Origin of the sequence: Allobosea sp. AK1 (genome assembly GCF_006714945.1) — a bacterium.
Lineage (GTDB): Bacteria > Pseudomonadota > Alphaproteobacteria > Rhizobiales > Beijerinckiaceae > Allobosea > Allobosea robiniae.
Map to the genome: position 1 here is coordinate 4,086,490 of NZ_VFMG01000001.1, position 18,211 is coordinate 4,104,700.

Below are 18,211 nucleotides of genomic sequence, written 5' to 3' on the forward strand. Positions count from 1 at the left end.
GGCCATTGGCGCAAGCCTTGATGGCGGATTCATCCCCAACTCTTTGCATTTCAAGCGCCGTTGGGCTGGCTTTAGCGCGTTTTCGGGCTTTCCCTGCTCTGTACGGCTGGTTTAGCGTCCGGCCCAGGCTGTTGGGGTAGCCTTGCCGATTCTCAAGGGGTGCAGCATGTTGGAAGAATTCAAGAAATTCGCCCTGAAGGGCAATGTCGTCGATCTCGCCATCGGTGTCATCATCGGTGCGGCGTTCGGCAGGATCGTCGACTCTCTCGTCACCGATATCATCATGCCGTTCATCGGCGCGCTCGGCGGCGTCGATTTTTCGAACTATTTCTTCGGCCTCAACAGCGGCGTCACCTCGCCGATCCTCTCGGAAGCCCGGAAACAGGGCGCCGTGCTGGCCTATGGCAACTTCGTTACGGTCGCGATCAACTTCCTGATCATCGCCTTCGTTCTCTTCCTCGTGGTCAAGGGCATCAACAAGCTGCAGAAGAAGCCGGCGCCGGTGGACGAAGCCCCCGCGCCCAAGGCGGAAGATGTTGTCCTCCTCGGCGAGATCCGCGATCTCCTCAAGCAGAAGCAGGCCTGATCCCGCTATCCGTGCGGCCGTGATTCATCACGGCCGCCGATCGACCCGATCTCGCGATTTCATGTCTCGCCGCGCCGCAATCGGCTAAAGGTGGAGCACTGATTTTCGCGAGGTCGATCCCGATGAACACCGCCATCCTGCCGGGCAGCACCCTGCTTGCCGAGCTTCGCCCCGAAGCCCGGAATGCGCCGGAAAGCGGCATCGTCGAGGTGGTCAACCACGGCCGGCTCAAGCCGGGCCTGATCCCGCTCTGGGTCGGGGAGGGCGATCTCTCGACCCCCTCGTTCATCGCGGACGCTGCGGCGCGTTCGCTCGCGGCCGGCGAGACCTTCTACACCTGGCAGCGCGGCATCCCGGAACTGCGCGAGGCGCTCGCCCGCTACCACCAGCGCCTCTACGGCCGTGCCTTCTCGCCAGAGAGCTTCTACGTCACCGGCTCAGGCATGCAGTCCGTCCAGATCGCCGTGCGGATGATCGCCGGCCCCGGCGACGAGATCCTCATCCCGACGCCGGCCTGGCCGAATTTCGGCGCCGCCGTCGGCGTCAGCGGTGCGGCGACCGTCTGCGTCCCGATGGACTACGCGCAGGGCCGGTTCACCCTCGATCTCGATCGGCTCGCGAAGGCGATCACGCCGCGCACCCGCGGCATCCTGGTGAACTCGCCGTCCAACCCGACCGGCTGGACGGCGACGAAGGCCGAGCAGGAGGCACTGCTCGCGCTCTCGCGCAAGCACGGCATCTGGCTCGTCGCCGACGAGATCTACGGCCGCTTCGTCTATGACGGCGCGGAGCGCGCTTCCTCCTTCCACGACATCATGGAGGCCGAGGACCGCGTCATCTTCGTCCAGACCTTCTCGAAGAACTGGGCGATGACCGGCTGGCGCATCGGCTGGATCGAGGTGCCCGTCGCCTTCGGGCAGATCGTCGAGAACCTCATCCAGTACTCGACTTCCGGCTCGCCGGTCTTCGTCCAGCGCGGCGCCATCGCGGCTCTCGACGAGGGCGAAGGCTTCGTCGCCGAGCAGATCGCGCGCGCTGCCGAAGGCCGCCGGATCGTGTTCGAGGGGCTGAAGGCGACGAACCGCGTCACGCTCTCGGCCCCGGTCGGCGCGTTCTACCAGTTCTTCTCGGTCGATGGCCGCGAGGATTCGCGCAAGCTCGCGCTCGATCTGGTCGACAGCGCCAATGTCGGCCTCGCTCCCGGTACCGCCTTCGGCCCCGGCGGCGAGACCGGGCTGCGCCTCTGCTTCGCCCGCAACTCGGCCGATCTGGTCGAGGCCGTGGCGCGCCTGCAGAAGGCCCTCGCCACCCTCTGATCCCGCAGCGGGTAGTGCAACGCCGCCCTGCGCCCGGCGGGCAGCCGGTCGGTTGACCCGCCGCCGGACCATCGCCATGAACGCCCGGCGCCTCCTGTCCTCGGCGCGGCGGGAAGGCGATGAAAGCGTTCGGCTATCCTTCGAACCGGCTGACGCTGCTCTGGCGGGAAGTTCTGGTCATCGCGCTGGCGGCGGCCGGGGGCGGGGCCTTCGCCCTGCTCGGCATGCCCGCCGCCTGGCTCTCCGGTTCGATGCTGCTGAGCGCGGTGGTGGCGCTGATCCGCCCGTTGCCGAACCTGCGCCGGCCCTGGTTCGATTCGACCATGGTCCTGTCCGGCGCGATCCTCGGCTCGGCGGCGACGCCCGAGGCACTGGCGGCGGCGGCGCGCTATCCCGCCTCCCTCGTCATTCTCCTCGTCGGCGTCGCGGTGATCATGCTCGCGACCGGCGCCTATCTGCGCCATGTCGCGCGCTGGCCCTGGATCGATGCCCTGCTGGCCGCGGCGCCCGGCGCCTTGTCGACCGTGCTCGCCGTGGCACAGGCGAAGGGCGCCAATATCGGCCGAATCTCGGTCGTCCAGCTGTTTCGCCTGCTCGTGCTGGTCGCGCTCCTGCCCAGCGTGATGCAATTGAGCGGCGCCGCCACCGGCATGCCGACACCCGCCGTCCAGGAAGTCGATGCGGGCACGATGTTCGGCGTGACGATGGCAGGACTGACGCTCGGGCTGGTCTTCGAACGGCTCGGCCTCTCTGCCCCGCTGATGTTCGGTGCCACTTTCGCCAGCGCCGCCCTGCATGGCAGCGGCCTCGTCGAGGGCGCGTTGCCCATGCCGATCCAGATCGCCGTGCAGGTCCTGCTCGGCACGACCATGGGCGGGCGCATTGCGCATATCCCACGTAACGAGCTGAAGGGACTGTTTCCGCTCGCTATCGGCGGCTTTGCCGTCTCGATCATCGTGGCCTTCCTGTTCGCCTGGCCGGCAGCCTGGCTTGCCGGCGTCTCCTATGCCAGCGGCATGGCGGCCTTTGCGCCCGGCGGCCTGGAGGCGATGGCGATGCTCGCCTTCGCGATGGGCTTGGACACGCTCTATGTCGGCGCGCATCATCTCGTGCGCTTCGTCATCATCGGTCTGGCGATGCCGCTGGTCCTGGGCCGCATGAAGAATGTGCCGCCGCGCTGATTTGCGGCCGGGCTGGGCTTAACGATCCCTTATGTTCGGGCTCGACGATTGCGGCTTTTCCGCAAATCCGAATTCATTCGCTCCTGATATATATTGAGCCGTCGACATAGGTCGATGGACGCGGAGCGACCGCCATGACCACCGCCGTGCAGGCTCCGAACGTCTGGCGCCGCTTCGCCAAGCCCGTCGCGATCGTCGGCGCAGGCATTGCCGGCCTCACCGCCGCCCTCGACATCGAGCGCCGGGGCTTGCGCGCCACGGTCTTCGAAAGCGGCCGCGCCGTCGGCGGCATGGCCTCCTCCTTCAAGGATGCCGAGGGTTACACCTACGATTTCGGGGCGCATTTCGTCAGCAATCGCCTGGCCGATGCGATGGGAGCGAGCGCGATCTCGCGCACCGTCCGCCATTACGGCGAGGCGGTTGCGCTGGGGCAGAAAAGCTACAGCTATCCCTTCGGCCTCGCGCTCTCGCCGCGTTATGCGGCGAGCGCAGTGTCCGCGCGCCTGAAACCGCAGCCGGTCGCGAACGCCGCCGACTGGTTCCGCAACGCCTATGGCGAGGCGCTCGCAGAGGATGTCGCGATCCCGCTCGCCGAGGCTTGGTCGGGCGCGCCGGCGAGCGAGCTTTCGCCTGCCGTCGGCAACAAGCTCGCGGCCGGGGTGATGAAGGCCTTTCTCCTGAAGGCGGCGTCGCGCCTGTCGGGCCGCGCGGTCTGCAACGGCTACTCGCACGAGATGCCGGAGAGCCCGCGCGTCTACCATGTCTATCCGGAAGGCGGCGTCGCCAAGCTGCTCGAGCCCACGGTGGCTCGCCTCGGCGACAGCATCGCGCTGGAATCGAAGGTCGAGCGCATCTTCGTCGAGAACGGCAAGGTCGCAGCCGTCAAGGTCAACGGCCGCGAGATCGGGGTCTCCGCCGTGATCAGCACGGCGCCGGTCCATGTCCTGCCCAGGCTCGTCGAGGGCACAGATGCGCTCGAGGAACTTGGCGGCTTCCGCTACCGCCCGATGATCTTCGTCAACCTGCGCTTCGAGGGGCGCAACCTCCTGCCGGATACGATGCTCTGGGTGCCGGATCGCTCGCAGCCCTTCTTCCGTGTCACCGAAGCGCCGTTCTCCATGCCCTGGCTCGCGCCGGAGGGGCGCACGCAACTGACCTTCGATATCGGCTGCGAGGTCGGCGACGCCTGGTGGACCATGTCGGACGAAAAGCTGGCGCAGGCCTGCCTCGACGGCCTGTGCCGGATCTACCCGCATCTGCGTGAGCGCTATATCGGCGCCGGCGGCATGCTGAAGACGCCCTTGGCCTATCCGGTCTATCTCGCGCGCTACGAGAAGCGCCGTCAGGATTTCGCCGAGAGGACCGGCGTCGCAGGTCTCTACAGCATCGGCCGCAACGGCGAGTTCGCCCATCTCCTGATGGAGGACATCTACTGGCGCACGCTGAAGCGCATGAGCGACGTCGCCAGCTATGTCGGGCAGGACGTCTGAAGAGACGCCCTAGGACGGCCGCACCGCCCCGTTCGTATGCGTCATCACCGAATACAGCGAGGTCGTGCCGCAGATGAACAGGCGGTTGAGCTTGGGGCCGCCCCAGCAGACGTTCGCGACGATTTCCGGGATCGCGAGCTTGCCGACCAGCGTCCCGTCCGGGTGGTAGATGTGGACGCCGTCGGCGGCGCTGGTCCAGATCCGGCCTTCGATATCGAGGCGGAAGCCATCGAACAGCCCGGCCGTGCAGGTCGCGAACACCTTCGACTCGCCGAGCGCGATGCCGTCCCGCCCCATCCGGAAGCTGCGGATATGCCGCGGGCCGTTCTCGGGATCGTGGCTCGCGCCGGTATCGGCGATGTAGAGAATGCTCTCGTCCGGCGAGAAGGCGAGACCGTTGGGCTTGACGAAATCATCGGCGACGATGGCGATCTCGCCGGTCCGCCCATCGATCCGGTAGACGTTGCAGGCGCCGATCTCCCCGGCGGACTTGTCGCCTTCGTAGTCGCTGAGAATGCCGTAATCGGGATCGGTGAACCAGATCGAGCCATCCGACTTCACCACGGCGTCGTTCGGTGAATTCAGGCGCTTGCCGCCGAAATGGCTCGCCAGCACGGTGACTGACCCGTCATGCTCGGTCCGCGTCACCTGTCGTCCGCCATGCTCGCAGGTAACGAGCCGGCCTTGCGCGTCGACCGTGTTGCCGTTGGAATTGCGCGCCGGCTGGCGGAACGTGCCGACCTGACCGCTCAGCGCGTCGTAGCGCAGCATGCGGTCGTTCGGGATATCCGACCAGACCAGCGTGTTATGGGCCGGGAACCAGGCAGGACCCTCCGACCAGCGCGCGCCGGTCCACAGTCGCTCGACACGGGCCGAGCCGGGAATGACGCGATGAAACCGCGGGTCGAGGACCGTAACCCCCGTGCCTTCGAGCACGCCGAACATGCCAAATCTCCCTGAAGCTTCGTCTGGAGCATCCTCGCCCGCACGGGGCAGGGCAATGCCTTACAATGCAAGCCCCGCATCCCAATAAGGCGTGGCGCCATAGAGCTCGCCGAGATAGTCGACGAAGGCGCGGACCTTCTGCTCCATGTGCCGGCGGCTCGGATAGACCGCATAGATCGCGACGCGCGAGCCGACGGCATAGGCCGGCAGGACCCGTTGCAGAGCGCCTGACTTGAGCTCCGGCCCGACATCCCAGGTCGAGCGCAGGGCGATGCCGACGCCGCCGAGCAGCGCCTCGCGCACGACTTCGCTCGAATTGGTCCGGAGCGGACCGTTGACCCGGACCGAGACCGGTCCCTCCGGCCCGTCAAGCCGCCAGTGGTCGGCGTTATGGGCGATCAGGGTGTGGCGTGACAATTCGGCGATATCGGCGGGCATGCCATGCTCCGCCAGATAGCCCGGCGTCGCGCAGAGCACCCGGTGGTTGGGGGCGAGCCGCTTGGCGACGAGGCTCGAATCCTGCAGGTCGGCGATCCGGATCGCCAGGTCGAAGCCCTCGCCGACCACGTCGACGAAGGCGTCGCTCAGCACGAGCTCGACCGTGACCAGCGGATTGGCATCGAGGAAGCGCTTGAGATGCGGCGCGACATGCATCCGGCCGAAGGAGGTCGGCGCCGAGACCCGGAGCGTGCCGCGCACCTGTCCGGCCCCGCTGGACACCCAGGATTCGGCCTCCTCGATCGAGGACAGGATCGAGACGACGCGCTCGTAGAAGCCCTGCCCGGCCTCGGTGAGGGCGAGCTGCCGCGTCGTGCGCTGGAGCAGGCGCACGCCGAGCCGCTCCTCCAGCCGGCGGATGCGTTTCGAGATCACGGCCGGCGACAGGTTGAGCTGCCGGCCGGCCGCCGACATGCTCTTGGTCGTCACCACATGTGCGAACACGTCGAGATCGCCGAACCGGTCCATTGGCACGCCACCTTTTCCAATCTGGAAATAATGGCTGGCTTTGGCCGCGCTGCAAGTGCCATTGAATTGATCTAATCTGCCGCGCAGACAAATGCCCTGTCAGTGGTGTGGATGAGTCGTCGAGAGTGGAGGGAGAGATGAGCGCGATAGCCTTTCCGGTGCCGGATGCCGGCATTCTCGCCCGTCGCGAATCGATCATCGCCGGCCTTGCGCGCCTCGTCCCGCCGCAGGCGCTGATCACCAGCGACGACGAGCGCCGTCCTTATGAGACCGATGCGCTGACCGCCTATCGCCGCATGCCGCTCGCCGTCGTGCTGCCCTCGACCACGCAGGAGGTCGCCGCCGTGCTGCGCTATTGCCGGGAGGAAGGCGTGCCGGTGGTGCCGCGCGGCTCCGGCACCTCGCTCGCCGGCGGCGCGATCCCGCAGGAGGACGCGGTCGTGATCGGCGTCTCCAAGATGAACCGTATCCTTGAGATCGACTATGCCAACCGCGTCGCGCGGGTCGAGGCCGGCGTGACCAATCTCGCGGTCACCGGCGCGGTCTCGACTGAGGGCTTCTTCTACGCGCCCGATCCATCCTCGCAGCTCGCCTGCTCGATCGGCGGCAATATCGGCATGAACTCGGGCGGGGCGCATTGCCTGAAATACGGCGTCACCACCAACAATGTACTCGGCGTGACCATGGTCATGCTCGACGGCTCGATCGTCGAGATCGGCGGTGCCCATCTCGATTCGCCGGGCTACGACCTGCTCGGCCTGATCAACGGCTCGGAAGGCCAGCTCGGCATCATCACTGAGGCGACGGTGCGCATCCTGCGGACGGCAGAAGGCGCGCGGCCCGTGCTCTTCGGCTTCCCGACCAGCGAGCAGGCGGGCGCGGCGGTCGCCGCGATCATCGGTGCCGGCATCATCCCGGTGGCGATGGAGTTCATGGACAAGCCGGCGATCGAGATCTGCGAGGCCTTCGCCAAGGCCGGCTACCCCATGGATGTCGAGGCGCTATTGATCATCGAAGTCGAAGGCTCGGACGACGAGATGGACGCCCAGCTTGCCCGCATCGTCGCGATCGCCAGGGAGCATGGTGTCTCGACGGTCAAGGAATCGAAATCGGCGATGGAGGCGGCAGCGATCTGGAAGGGCCGTAAATCCGCCTTCGGCGCCACCGGCCGCATCGCCGATTATATCTGCATGGACGGCACGATCCCGACCGGGCAGTTGCCCTATGTGCTCAAGCGCATGGACGAGATCGTGAAGGGCTATGGGCTTCGCGTCGCCAATGTCTTCCATGCCGGCGACGGCAATCTCCATCCGCTGATCCTCTACAATTGCAACGACCCCATCGAGGCGCAAAAGGCCGAGGATGCCGGCATGGACATCCTCAAGCTCTGCGTCGAGGTCGGCGGTTGCCTCACAGGCGAGCACGGCGTCGGCATCGAGAAGCGCGACCTGATGACCTTCCAGTTCAATCCCGAGGACCTCGCCCAGCAGATGCGGGTGAGGGCGGTTTTCGACGAGCGCTGGCTGCTCAACCCGGCGAAGGTCTTCCCGCTGGAAGGCAGGGTGGCAGCGTGATCGTCCATACCCCCACCACCGAGGCGCAGGCCTGCGCCGTCGTGAAGTCGGTCGTCGACAGCGCCACGCCGCTCACCTTGCGCGGCGGCGGCACGCGCGCCGGCCTCGGCCGCCCGGCCCAGGCCGCGAGCACGCTCTCCAGCGCCGGTCTCACCGGCATCACCCTCTACGAACCCGCCGAGATGGTCATCGCCGCCCGCGCCGGCACGCCGCTCGCGCTCGTTCAGGAAACCCTTGCCGAGCGCGGCCAGATGCTGCCCTTCGAGCCGATGGACCACCGCGCCCTCTATGGCAGCGAGGGCGAGCCGACGATCGGGGCCGTGGCCGCCTGCAACATCTCCGGCCCCCGCCGGATCAATGCCGGTGCCGCCCGCGATTCCCTGATCGGCGTCCGCCTCGTCAATGGCCGCGGCGAGATGATCAAGTCTGGCGGACGGGTGATGAAGAACGTCACCGGCCTCGATCTGGTGAAGCTGCTCAGCGGCAGCCATGGCACGCTCGGCTTCCTCACCGAAGTCACCTTCCGCGTGCTGCCCCGGCCGGAGCGCATCGTCACGCTGCAATGGAACGGCCTGTCCGACAGCGACGGCGTCGCACTCTTGTCGAAGGCGCTGGGCTCGCCCTTCGAGCCGATGGCAACTGCGCACCTTCCCGCCGGGCTCGCGGGTGACACGGCGCGGACCCTGCTTCGCCTGGAGAATTTCTCGGACTCGATTGAGTACCGTGCCAGCGAACTCGCCTTACTGCTGGGCGAATATGGCGTGCCGGAACGTCTCGAAGGAACGACACCCACCGAGCTCTGGCGCGATATCCGCGATGCCGCTTTCTTTGCCGGGAGCGATGAGGCGGTCTGGCGCCTCTCGCTCGCGCCGACCAGCGGTCCGAAGGCCGCCGCCGCGATCGCCCGCATGGTCCCAGGCGCCCGCTGCTTCTACGACTGGGGCGGCGGGCTGGTCTGGCTCGCGGTTCCGGCCGACAGCGATGCCGGCGCTGCTGCCATCCGCGCCGCGCTGAAGCCGCTCGGCGGCCATGCCACGCTGGTGCGGGCCCCTGACGCGGTGCGCGCCGCCGTCGATGTCTTTCAACCGCTGGCCGAACCGCTGATGCGGGTCACCGCCGGCATCAAGAAAAGCTTCGATCCCGCCGGCATTTTCGAGCCCGGCCGGATCTATGCGGGGATCTGATGACGCTCGCTGACACGCTTTCCGCCGAAACCCGCGATCGTCGCACCAGCTGGGCACCCAACCGGCTCGGCCCCATGACGCTCGTGCTTGTCGCCGCACTGCTGATCGCGGGCGTCGCTGCGATCCTGCTCTGGATGGGTCGCGAGCCGATCTGCAAATGCGGCACGATCAAGTTCTGGCAGGGCACGGTGGTCTCCTCCGAGAACTCCCAGCACGTCGCCGACTGGTACAGCTTCTCGCACATCATCCACGGCTTCCTGTTCTACGGCCTGTTCTGGCTGATCCGCCGCATCACCGGCCTGCCGATCTCCTTCGGCCTCGCGCTCCTGCTCTCGATCCTGCTCGAAGGCGCCTGGGAGATCGCCGAGAACACCAATGGCGTCATCGAGCACTATCGCTCGGCGACGATCTCGCTCGACTATTACGGCGACAGCGTCCTGAACTCGGTCAGCGACATCCTCTCGATGGTGCTGGGCTTCTTCTTTGCCCGCTTCGCGCCGGTCTGGCTGACGGTGGCGAGCGCGCTGGCGATGGAGCTGATCGTCGGCTGGCTGATCCGCGACAACCTCACCCTCAACGTCATCATGCTGCTCTGGCCGATGGACTGGATCAAAGCCTGGCAGGGCGGGGCCTGAACGATGCAGACCAATTTCACTCCCGAGCGCCTCGCCTCCGATCCGCGCATGCCGGCCTCGGAGAAGATCCTGCGCACCTGCGTGCATTGCGGCTTCTGCACCGCGACCTGCCCGACCTATCTGCTGCTCGGCGACGAACTCGATTCGCCGCGCGGACGCATCTACCTGATCAAGGACATGCTGGAGAACGGCAAGCCCGCCACCCCCGAGGTGGTCAAGCATGTCGACCGCTGCCTCTCCTGCCTCTCCTGCATGACGACCTGCCCCTCGGGCGTGCACTACATGCACCTCGTCGACCACGCCCGCGCCCATATCGAGGAAACCTATACGCGCTCCCTGCATGATCGTTTGCTGCGCAAGGTGCTGGCGGCGATCCTGCCCTATCCCGGGCGCTTCCGCGCGGCGATGTTGATGGCGCTCATCGGAAAGCCCTTCGCGCCGGTGCTGGGCGTTCTCCCGGTCGTCGGCTCGCGCCTGAAGGCGATGCTGGCGTTGGCGCCTACGCGATTGCCGACGCGCTCCGCCATGGAAGGCCCGCAGAACTTCCCGCCGCCGGTCGAGCGCAAGCGCCGCGTCGCCTTGCTCTCCGGCTGCGCCCAGCCGGTCCTCGACCCCGCCATCAACGAGGCGACGATCCGTCTGCTCAACCGCCACGGCGTCGAGGTTGTGCTGCCGAAGGGCGAGGGCTGCTGCGGCGCGCTCGTCCACCACATGGGCCAGGAACACGATGCGCTCGCCTTCGCCCGCAAGAACATCGACGCCTGGATGGCGGAGGTCGATGGCGAGGGGCTCGACGCCATCCTGATCACGGCCTCCGGCTGCGGCACGACGATCAAGGATTACGGCTTCATGTTCCGCAACGAGCCGGCTTACGCTGACAAGGCGGCGAAGGTCTCCGCGCTGGCGAAGGACGTCACCGAGTTTCTGGAGACGCTGGAGCTTGCGACCGTCCGCGACGTTGCGATGCCGATCGCCTATCACTCGGCCTGCTCGATGCAGCACGGCCAGCAGCTCAGGGACGGGCCGAAGCGCCTGTTGTCGGGCGCCGGCTTCAAGGTCAAGGAGGTGCCGGAGGGCCACATCTGCTGCGGCTCGGCCGGCGTCTACAACATCCTCCAGCCCGAGATCGCGGGGAAGCTGCGCGAGCGCAAGGTCGGTAATATCGAGCGCACCAGGCCGATGCTGGTCGCGACCGGCAATATCGGCTGCATGACCCAGCTCGCGAAGGGCTTTGCCGACAAGGGCGCGACGACGCCGGTGGTGCATACCGCCGAGTTGCTGGACTGGGCAACCGGTGGACCTCTGCCCGAGAAGCTGGCGCGGGCGGGGATCGAGGATCGGCCGTTGCGGGAGCAGGCGTTGGCGGCGGCCGAATAGGTGCCATCATGCTCGCCCCTGTGGCGAGCATCCACGTCTTGAACACCGAACGCGACCGTGGAAGGCGTGGATGCTCGGGACAAGCCCCGACCATGACGAAGTGAGTGATCGAAGCTCTCACGCTTGCCCCTCGCGCCGGTACCGTCTAACCCGCAGTCAACTATTTGTTGAATGTTCGAGCTCGCTCCATGTCCGCCGACAAGACCGCCCCTGCCAAGCTGAAGGCCCGCCAGCCGCGCGGCTTCGTCGATCGTGGCCCGGCCGATGTCGCCGCCACCGAGCGCATGCTCTCCGTCATCCGTGAGAGCTTCTCGGTCTATGGCTTCGATCCGGTCGAGACCCCCTTCGTCGAGTACACCGACGCGCTCGGCAAGTTCCTGCCGGATCAGGACCGGCCGAACGAGGGCGTCTTCTCCTTCCAGGACGATGACGAGCAGTGGCTCTCGCTGCGCTACGACCTGACGGCGCCGCTCGCCCGCTATGTCGCCGAGAATTTCGATGCGCTGCCGAAGCCCTATCGCAGCTATCGCGTCGGCTATGTCTTCCGCAACGAGAAGCCGGGGCCGGGCCGCTTCCGCCAATTCATGCAGTTCGATGCCGATATCGTGGGCTCGGGCACCGTCGCGGGCGATGCCGAGATCTGCATGCTCGCCGCCGATACGATGGAGAAGCTCGGCATCAAGCGCGGCGACTATGTCGTGAAGGTCAACAACCGCAAGGTGCTCGATGGCGTGATGGATGCGGCCGGGATCGACCCTGCCGCGCGCCTCACCGTGCTCCGTGCGATCGACAAGGCCGACAAGTTCCCGCTGGAAGAGGTCCGCAAGCTCCTCGGCGAAGGCCGCAAGGACGAGAGCGGTGACTTCACCAAGGGCGCAGGCCTCTCCGACGCGCAGTCCGACCGCATCCTGCGCTATCTCGAACTCGGCCAGAAGCTCGCCGAGCTGGGCAAGACGAACGCTCAGGACAGCGAAGGCTCGGCCAAACTTTCGGCTGCTGCGCTCACCGATCTCAGTGGCCTCGTCGAGGGCGCCGAGAATGGTCAGGCTGGCATTGCGGAGCTTGAGCAGATCCGCGAACTGATCACGGCGGCCGGCTATCTCGGCCGTATCATCATCGACCCCTCGGTCGTCCGCGGCCTCGAATACTACACTGGCCCGGTCTACGAGGTGGAGCTGACCTTCCCGGTTACCAATGATGACGGGCAGGTCGTGCGCTTCGGCTCGGTCGCGGGCGGCGGGCGCTATGACGGCCTTGTGGGCCGCTTCCGGCCCGAGCCGGTGCCGGCGACCGGCTTCTCTATCGGCGTCTCACGGCTCTTCTCGGCTCTGAAGGCGGTGAAGTCGCCGATCGTCGATACGAAGAATGAGCTGCCCCTCGTCGTCGTCACTGCCATGGACAACAAGTCGCCGGAATTCATGCCCGGCTATCAGGCGATGGTCTCGGCCCTGCGTCAGGCCAAGGACGCCAACGGCAAGCCGCTGCTGCGCGCCGATCTCTATCTGGGTAGCTCCGGCTTCAACGCCCAGATGAAATATGCCGACCGCCGCGGCGCGACCTGCGCGATCATTCAAGGCTCGTCCGAGCGTGAGGCCGGAACGGTCGTCATCAAGGACCTGATCCTCGGCGCCGAGCTCGCCGCCGCCAGTCGCGACGTCAAGGATTCCGCCGAGCACAAGGCCAAGCAGGCCGAAGCTCAGTTCGCCGTGCCGGTCGCAGAGCTGGTCGAGGGCGTGAAGCGGGTGCTAGCGCGACATTCGTGAGGCAGTGAGAAACCTCTCTCTCTGAGAGAGGCTTCCGGGCAGCCTCTCGATTCCCGTTCACCCATTTCCCTCAAATCCCTCGAAAATGCGCCGCATCGCTGCTAGGACGGCGCTCGCAACAGGACAGGACGAGCCGTGCCCGCAAGCCGCGCCAGCATCGAGACCGTGATCGCGCTCTTCGCCGGCGAGGGCTATGCGCATGCCGAGCCGGCGATCCTCCAGCCGGCCGACGTCTTCCTCGATCTCTCCGGCGAGGATATCCGCCGCCGCATCTTCATGACGCAGGATGCCGATGGCCGCGACTGGTGCCTGCGTCCCGAATACACCATCCCCGTCGCGCTCGATCACATCGCTTCGGGCAAGACCGAGCCGGCGGCCTATGCCTATGCCGGCCCCGTCTTCCGCATGCGGGCCAGTGAGCCGGGCGAGTTCCTGCAGGCCGGCCTCGAATCCTTCGGCCGGGATGATTTCACGGCCGCCGATGCCGAGATCATGGCGCTGACCATCGACGCGACAGCCATGCTCGGCCTCGCCGAGCCGCGCATCGTCATGGGCGATGTCGCCGTGCTCGGCGGATTGCTCGACGGACTGAACGTGCCGCAGGGCGCCCGCCGCCGGCTGGTCCGTGCCGTGGTGCAGGGCAAGGGCGCGGACGCGGTCGACGCGCTCGATCCCCCGGCCGCTGACGGCGAGGCCGCTCATGCCGGCCTGCTCAAGGCGCTCGAGGGGCAGGACCCCAAGGCCGCTCGCGCCTTCGTCGAGGACGTGCTCTCGATCGCCGGCATTTCGACTGTCGGCGGGCGCTCCGCCGCCGATATCGCCGAGCGCTTCCTGGCGCGTGCCGCCGAGCGCGAGAACCCGGTCAATGGCGACGTGAAGGCGCTGCTGGCGCAGGTGCTCGCCGTTTCCGGCGATCCCGATGCGGCCTCGGCCTCGCTGCGCGCGCTTGCGGATCAGGCCTCGCTCGATATCGGCCGCCAGCTCGACGCCTTCGACGAGCGCACCGGCTTCCTCGCCGCGCGCGGCGTCGATATCGGCGCGATCCGCTTCTCGGCCGGCTTCGCCCGCAACCTCGATTATTATACCGGCTTCATCTTCGAGCTTCACGACACGGCCCGCGGCGACGGCAAGCCTGTCGCCGGCGGTGGCCGCTATGACAACGTCCTCGGGCGTCTGGGCGCGAGCCGGCCGCTTCCGGCTGTCGGCGCCTCGCTCTGGCTCGACCGCCTGACGGGAGACGCCGCATGAGCCAGCTGCCGGACAACGACGCCCCGCTCGTCCTCGCCGTGCCCTCGAAGGGCCGCCTGCAGGAGAACGCCACCGCCTTCTTCGGCCGCGCCGGGCTGAAATTCGTCAAGTCGCGCGGCGAGCGCGACTATCGCGGCGCCATCGCCGGCGTGGATGGTGCTGAGGTCGCATTCCTCTCGGCCTCCGAGATCGTGGCGCAGCTCTCCTCCGGCGCCGCCCATATCGGCATCACCGGCGAGGACCTCGTCCGCGAGCAGCTCCCGGATGCCGATGCGGCGGTCGAGATGTTGACGCCGCTCGGCTTCGGCCATGCCAATGTCGTGGTCGCCGTGCCGCAAGCCTGGATCGACGTGCGCAACATGGCCGATCTCGACGACGTCGCGTCAGTGATGCGGGCGCGCCATGGCAAGAAGCTGCGCGTCGCGACCAAATATGTGAACCTGACGCGCCGCTTCTTCGCCGAGCACGGCCTCGCCGATTACCGCATCGTTGAAAGCCTCGGCGCGACCGAAGGCGCGCCGGCTGCCGGCACCGCCGAGATCGTGGTCGATATCACCACGACCGGCGCGACGCTCTCTGCCAATGCGTTGAAAGTGCTCGACGACGGTGTGATGCTGGCCTCCGAAGCCAATCTCGTCGCCTCGATGCAGGCGCCCTGGGGCGCGCGGGCAAAGGCGGCGGCGAAGACCATCCTGTCGCGGATCGCGGCCGAGGAGGAAGGGCGCACGCTCCGCGAGGTCCGCGCCCGGCTCGACCTTGCCGCCGATGCGCTGGCCGTACTGGAAGAGCGCTTCGGCGCCCGCCTGCCGTTCGGGGCGCCGGTAACGGGTGCGCCGCTGACGCTGCATTGTCCGGAGAAGGCGGTCTTCGCGCTGGTCGAACATCTCGACGGGCTCGGCGCCGACGACATCACCGTCAGTGCTCCGGCCTATGTCTTCCGCCGCGCGAACCGTTTGCTGGAGCGGTTGAACGCCCGCATCTGATGCTGCGCGGTCGCATCGGAATGACGCGATCGCCAGCGGTTCAGCCTTGATCCCGAACCAATTGGCCTCTAGGCGTGTTAACCGGTTTGGAGGCACGTCGCGTTGCCGTGCGAGTGATGAATGCGGGTAAGACGATCATGATCCGACGCCTTGGCCTTGCGGCCGTTCTTGCGACCCTGGCCGTGCCGATGCTGATGCCGGGCGAAGCGATGGCGCAGCGCCGCCAGCAGATGCCGTCTCGAGAGGAACTCGGCGGCGGGACGACGGCGATTCCGTTGCCGCAGCAGGAGAAGACCTTTCCGCTCGGCGCGAGCTGGAGCGTCGTGGCGATGAACGGCAAGCCGGTCCAGGACCGGCGCGCGACCCTGATCGTCGACCAGAATCTGCGGGGCACCGGCTTCGGCGGCTGCAACACCTTCTCGGCCTCCGCCTATCCGCTGCGCCAGCAGGGCTTCGCGGTCGGCCCGATCGCCATCACCAAGCGCAGTTGCGACAAGGGCACGCTCGATTTCGAGAAGGCGTTCCTGACGGCGCTGCGCGCGACGAACAAATGGGATCTCGTCAACGGCCGCCTCGTGCTGAAGGGCGGAGCGGGCGAGTTGACGCTGAGCCGGTCGCTTTGACCGAGGCGCTTTCTTCCCTTTGAGGGGAGAAGGCTCCTGCCTAGCAGATGAATCGGAAAAGGGTCGCGCGAGCGACCCTTTTCGTTTCGGCAAGCGGAAGGCGCGCCGGCGTCAGGCCGCCGGCGTCTTTGCGGTGGGCGTCGGCGTGAAGGTGCCGTCCGCATTGGGCTCCATGGTGACGATCGCGTCGTGCATGCTGCGCAGCGTCGCGCGATGGCCGATCGAGACGATCCGGGTCTGCGGCAGCTCGCGGTCGATCGTTTCATAGATCTCGCCTTCCAGCTTCTCGTCGAGCGAGGCGGTGGCCTCGTCGAGGAAGAGCCAGTCCGGCTTGCTCAGAAGGGCGCGCGCCACGGCCAGGCGCTGCTGCTCGCCGCCCGAGAGGCGCTGGCCCCAGAGGTCGACCTCGTCGAGCTTGTCAGCGAGGTGGCCGAGCTTGACCTTCTCCATGGCCGCTCGGGTCGCGGCGTCGTCATAGGCGCCTTCCTCGGCCGGATAGGCGAGGGCTGCCCTCAGCGAGCCCTGCGGCAGATAAGGGCGCTGCGGCAGCAGCATGATCTGCGCCTCCGCGGGAATCCCGACCTTGCCGTCGCCGAACGGCCAGATGCCGGCAATGGCGCGGAACAGCGTCGACTTGCCCGAGCCGGAGGGGCCGATCAGCAGCGTCGAGCGTGTCTTGCCGAGATCGAGCGCGCCGAGCTTCACGATCGGCTTGCCGTTGGGCAGTAGGAGCGTGGCGTCGCGGAGATGCAGGCTCTCGTCATCAGAGGTCTCGCGGCCGAGCGCCTCCTCGCTGATCGCGCCGTGCTGCGCTTCTTCGACGGCGGTCTCGAAGGAGGTCAGGCGGTTGATCGAGGCGAGATAGGAGGCGATCGAGGAGTAGCTGTTGATGATGAAGGAGAGGGCCGTCTGCACCCGGTCGAAGGCGCCGGCGACCTGCATCATGATGCCGAGCGTGATCGTGCCCGCGAAATAGTACGGAGCAAGGATGATGTAGGGCAGGACGACGCTGAGCTGGTTGTAGGACAGGGTGAAGCTGGTGAGCTTCAGCCGGCGCCAGACCAGTCGGTAGAAGTTCTCGACGATATCGCGGAAGCGCTGGGCGAGATGGCTGCGCTCGGTCGGTTCGCCGACCATCAGCGCGATCTGCTCGGAATATTCGCGCAGGCGCGCCAGCGAGAAGCGGAAATTAGCCTCGCGCTTCTCCTGCTCGAATTCGAGCCGGATCAGCGGGCGGCCGATCACATGGGTGAGCCAGGTCGCCGCTACCGCATAGAAGAACGCCACCCAGAAGATATAGCCGGGGATCGCAAGCGAGGTGCCGGGCAGGGTGAAGCTGACCTGGATGTTCCAGAGGATGATCGAGAACGAGACCAGCGTGGAGACCTGCGAGAGCAGGGGCAGCGCGAAGCCGTAGGTCGAGTTGACGAAGGACCGCGTGTCCTCGGCGATACGCTGGTCGGGGTTGTCGACGCTGCCGGCAAGCGCGATCCGGTAATGCGTCGCGTGGTCGAGCCAGCGCCGCGTGTACTCGTTCGCCATGAACTGCCGCCAGCGGATCAGGATCGTGTAGTTGGCGAACAGCTCGATCAGGTTCGAGGCGACCCAGAGCACCGCCCAGACGCAGAAGACGTAGAAGAGCTGGTACCAGAACGCCGTCGCATCCTTGTTCTGCAGCGCGTCGTACATGTCGCGGTTGAAGAAGGAGAGGCGCAGCGTGATGCCGACCTGAATCTGGTTGAGGACGATCAGGAAGACGAAGAGCGAGACCGCCAGCGTGCCGAGCCTGATCTTGAACGGGCCGATCGGCCAGAGATTGGCGGTGGTGATCTGGTCGGATTCGAAATAGGGCGAGGCGATGCGTGCGATGCGCGCGATCACCGGCACGAAGGAGATCGCGTAGATCAGGATCGCGAAGACGCCGACCGTCGTCGGCAGGCTGGTCGGTATCGGTGGAACGCCAAGCGTCGCAGGCCACCAGCCGAGATGGGCTGCGATCGCGGCCGCACCGAACACCAGGTACTCGATGGCGAAGACGCCCGAGAATATCCGCAGGAAGAACGGCAGGGCCGGCGAGCGGAAGGTCACGACCGCCAGCAGCAGGCCGACGACACCCATTCCGATAAGGGCAGCCGAGCCGGCTTGCTGGCCGACGATCAGCGTAGCCGCCGCCAGCACGGCGACGAGGATGCTCAACAAGCGCATAGACGGGGATCCTGGCGGGAGACGGTGAAAGCCACGATTCGGACCATGTCGCAGCGGGAGTGGCCTTTCAATGGCGACGCGCCCGGATGAGCAAATTGTCATCTGTCGGAGAGGTCGCGGCGAGCCGCCCACGAT

At 66.8% G+C, this 18,211-nt stretch carries 15 protein-coding genes; 12 read left to right on the top strand and 3 right to left on the bottom strand.

All coding sequences use genetic code 11. The features are described 5' to 3' along the window. The first annotated feature begins 166 nt into the window (after positions 1-166). The 4 genes from mscL to FHT98_RS19705 all read left to right on the top strand — a co-directional run bounded on the left by mscL (position 167) and on the right by FHT98_RS19705 (position 4,573). Complete coding sequence (gene mscL, locus FHT98_RS19690; protein WP_061964634.1) at positions 167-586, top strand: large conductance mechanosensitive channel protein MscL; 420 nt, start codon at positions 167-169, stop codon at positions 584-586. A gap of 122 nt (positions 587-708) precedes the next feature. Beyond that, positions 709-1,902 (top strand): pyridoxal phosphate-dependent aminotransferase, encoded by a 1,194-nt coding sequence (locus tag FHT98_RS19695; protein ID WP_142115004.1) that lies wholly within the window; start codon positions 709-711, stop codon positions 1,900-1,902. 119 nt (positions 1,903-2,021) lie between these two features. After that, complete coding sequence (locus FHT98_RS19700; RefSeq protein WP_142115005.1) at positions 2,022-3,083, top strand: AbrB family transcriptional regulator; 1,062 nt, start codon at positions 2,022-2,024, stop codon at positions 3,081-3,083. A gap of 134 nt (positions 3,084-3,217) precedes the next feature. Next, positions 3,218-4,573: a protoporphyrinogen/coproporphyrinogen oxidase gene (locus FHT98_RS19705; RefSeq protein ID WP_142115006.1), complete on the top strand. Its 1,356-nt coding sequence runs from the start codon at positions 3,218-3,220 to the stop codon at positions 4,571-4,573. Positions 4,574-4,582: 9 nt separating this feature from the next. Here the strand turns inward: FHT98_RS19705 and FHT98_RS19710 are convergent, their stop codons facing one another. Both FHT98_RS19710 and FHT98_RS19715 read right to left on the bottom strand, forming a co-directional pair. Next, positions 4,583-5,518: an SMP-30/gluconolactonase/LRE family protein gene (locus FHT98_RS19710; RefSeq protein WP_142115007.1), complete on the bottom strand. Its 936-nt coding sequence runs from the start codon at positions 5,516-5,518 to the stop codon at positions 4,583-4,585. A 60-nt stretch (positions 5,519-5,578) separates the two neighbouring features. After that, the gene (locus tag FHT98_RS19715) at positions 5,579-6,484 is read right to left on the bottom strand and encodes a LysR family transcriptional regulator (protein ID WP_061964624.1); all 906 of its coding nucleotides are present in this window, start codon (positions 6,482-6,484) and stop codon (positions 5,579-5,581) included. 137 nt (positions 6,485-6,621) lie between these two features. Between FHT98_RS19715 and FHT98_RS19720 the strand changes: the two genes are divergently transcribed. From FHT98_RS19720 to FHT98_RS19755, 8 genes are all read left to right on the top strand, one after another. After that, entirely contained in the window at positions 6,622-8,058 is a 1,437-nt protein-coding gene (locus FHT98_RS19720) for an FAD-binding oxidoreductase (protein ID WP_113585877.1), read from the top strand. After that, positions 8,055-9,242, top strand: coding sequence for a glycolate oxidase subunit GlcE (glcE, locus tag FHT98_RS19725; protein WP_142115008.1), 1,188 nt, complete (start codon positions 8,055-8,057; stop codon positions 9,240-9,242). The genes FHT98_RS19720 and glcE overlap by 4 nt, the downstream gene beginning before the upstream one ends. Further along, the gene (locus tag FHT98_RS19730; protein WP_465246917.1) at positions 9,242-9,877 is read left to right on the top strand and encodes a DUF2585 domain-containing protein; all 636 of its coding nucleotides are present in this window, start codon (positions 9,242-9,244) and stop codon (positions 9,875-9,877) included. The genes glcE and FHT98_RS19730 overlap by 1 nt, the downstream gene beginning before the upstream one ends. 3 nt (positions 9,878-9,880) lie before the next feature. Then, the gene (gene glcF / locus FHT98_RS19735) at positions 9,881-11,254 is read left to right on the top strand and encodes a glycolate oxidase subunit GlcF (RefSeq protein ID WP_142115009.1); all 1,374 of its coding nucleotides are present in this window, start codon (positions 9,881-9,883) and stop codon (positions 11,252-11,254) included. Between the two features lie 188 nt (positions 11,255-11,442). Further along, positions 11,443-13,017 carry a histidine--tRNA ligase gene (gene hisS / locus FHT98_RS19740; RefSeq protein WP_142115010.1) on the top strand — a complete coding sequence of 525 codons (1,575 nt, stop codon included), beginning with the start codon at positions 11,443-11,445 and terminating at the stop codon, positions 13,015-13,017. A 135-nt stretch (positions 13,018-13,152) separates the two neighbouring features. Beyond that, positions 13,153-14,265: an ATP phosphoribosyltransferase regulatory subunit gene (locus FHT98_RS19745; protein WP_142115011.1), complete on the top strand. Its 1,113-nt coding sequence runs from the start codon at positions 13,153-13,155 to the stop codon at positions 14,263-14,265. Continuing rightward, complete coding sequence (hisG, locus tag FHT98_RS19750; protein WP_142115012.1) at positions 14,262-15,248, top strand: ATP phosphoribosyltransferase; 987 nt, start codon at positions 14,262-14,264, stop codon at positions 15,246-15,248. Before FHT98_RS19745 ends, hisG begins: the two co-directional genes overlap by 4 nt. A gap of 137 nt (positions 15,249-15,385) precedes the next feature. Next, a complete protein-coding gene (locus FHT98_RS19755; RefSeq protein WP_185745223.1) occupies positions 15,386-15,871 on the top strand; it encodes an META domain-containing protein in 486 nt (161 codons plus the stop codon). 111 nt (positions 15,872-15,982) lie between these two features. Here FHT98_RS19755 and FHT98_RS19760 read toward each other — a convergent pair whose 3' ends face one another. Further along, on the bottom strand, positions 15,983-18,076 hold the full coding sequence (locus FHT98_RS19760; protein WP_061964609.1) for an ABC transporter ATP-binding protein/permease: 2,094 nt from the start codon (positions 18,074-18,076) through the stop codon (positions 15,983-15,985). Between the last annotated feature and the right edge of the window lie 135 nt (positions 18,077-18,211).

Bases quoted from the DNA above. Each gene is read 5' to 3' on its own strand.
- FHT98_RS19695 (WP_142115004.1), top strand. From the start codon at position 709: ATGAACACCGCCATCCTGCCGGGCAGCACCCTGCTTGCCGAGCTTCGC.
- FHT98_RS19715 (WP_061964624.1), bottom strand. From the start codon at position 6,484: ATGGACCGGTTCGGCGATCTCGACGTGTTCGCACATGTGGTGACGACC.
- FHT98_RS19720 (WP_113585877.1), top strand. From the start codon at position 6,622: ATGAGCGCGATAGCCTTTCCGGTGCCGGATGCCGGCATTCTCGCCCGT.
- hisS (WP_142115010.1), top strand. From the start codon at position 11,443: ATGTCCGCCGACAAGACCGCCCCTGCCAAGCTGAAGGCCCGCCAGCCG.
- FHT98_RS19730 (WP_465246917.1), top strand. From the start codon at position 9,242: ATGACGCTCGCTGACACGCTTTCCGCCGAAACCCGCGATCGTCGCACC.
- FHT98_RS19710 (WP_142115007.1), bottom strand. From the start codon at position 5,518: ATGTTCGGCGTGCTCGAAGGCACGGGGGTTACGGTCCTCGACCCGCGG.
- hisG (WP_142115012.1), top strand. From the start codon at position 14,262: ATGAGCCAGCTGCCGGACAACGACGCCCCGCTCGTCCTCGCCGTGCCC.
- FHT98_RS19700 (WP_142115005.1), top strand. From the start codon at position 2,022: ATGAAAGCGTTCGGCTATCCTTCGAACCGGCTGACGCTGCTCTGGCGG.
- mscL (WP_061964634.1), top strand. From the start codon at position 167: ATGTTGGAAGAATTCAAGAAATTCGCCCTGAAGGGCAATGTCGTCGAT.
- FHT98_RS19755 (WP_185745223.1), top strand. From the start codon at position 15,386: ATGATCCGACGCCTTGGCCTTGCGGCCGTTCTTGCGACCCTGGCCGTG.
- FHT98_RS19760 (WP_061964609.1), bottom strand. From the start codon at position 18,076: ATGCGCTTGTTGAGCATCCTCGTCGCCGTGCTGGCGGCGGCTACGCTG.
- glcF (WP_142115009.1), top strand. From the start codon at position 9,881: ATGCAGACCAATTTCACTCCCGAGCGCCTCGCCTCCGATCCGCGCATG.
- FHT98_RS19705 (WP_142115006.1), top strand. From the start codon at position 3,218: ATGACCACCGCCGTGCAGGCTCCGAACGTCTGGCGCCGCTTCGCCAAG.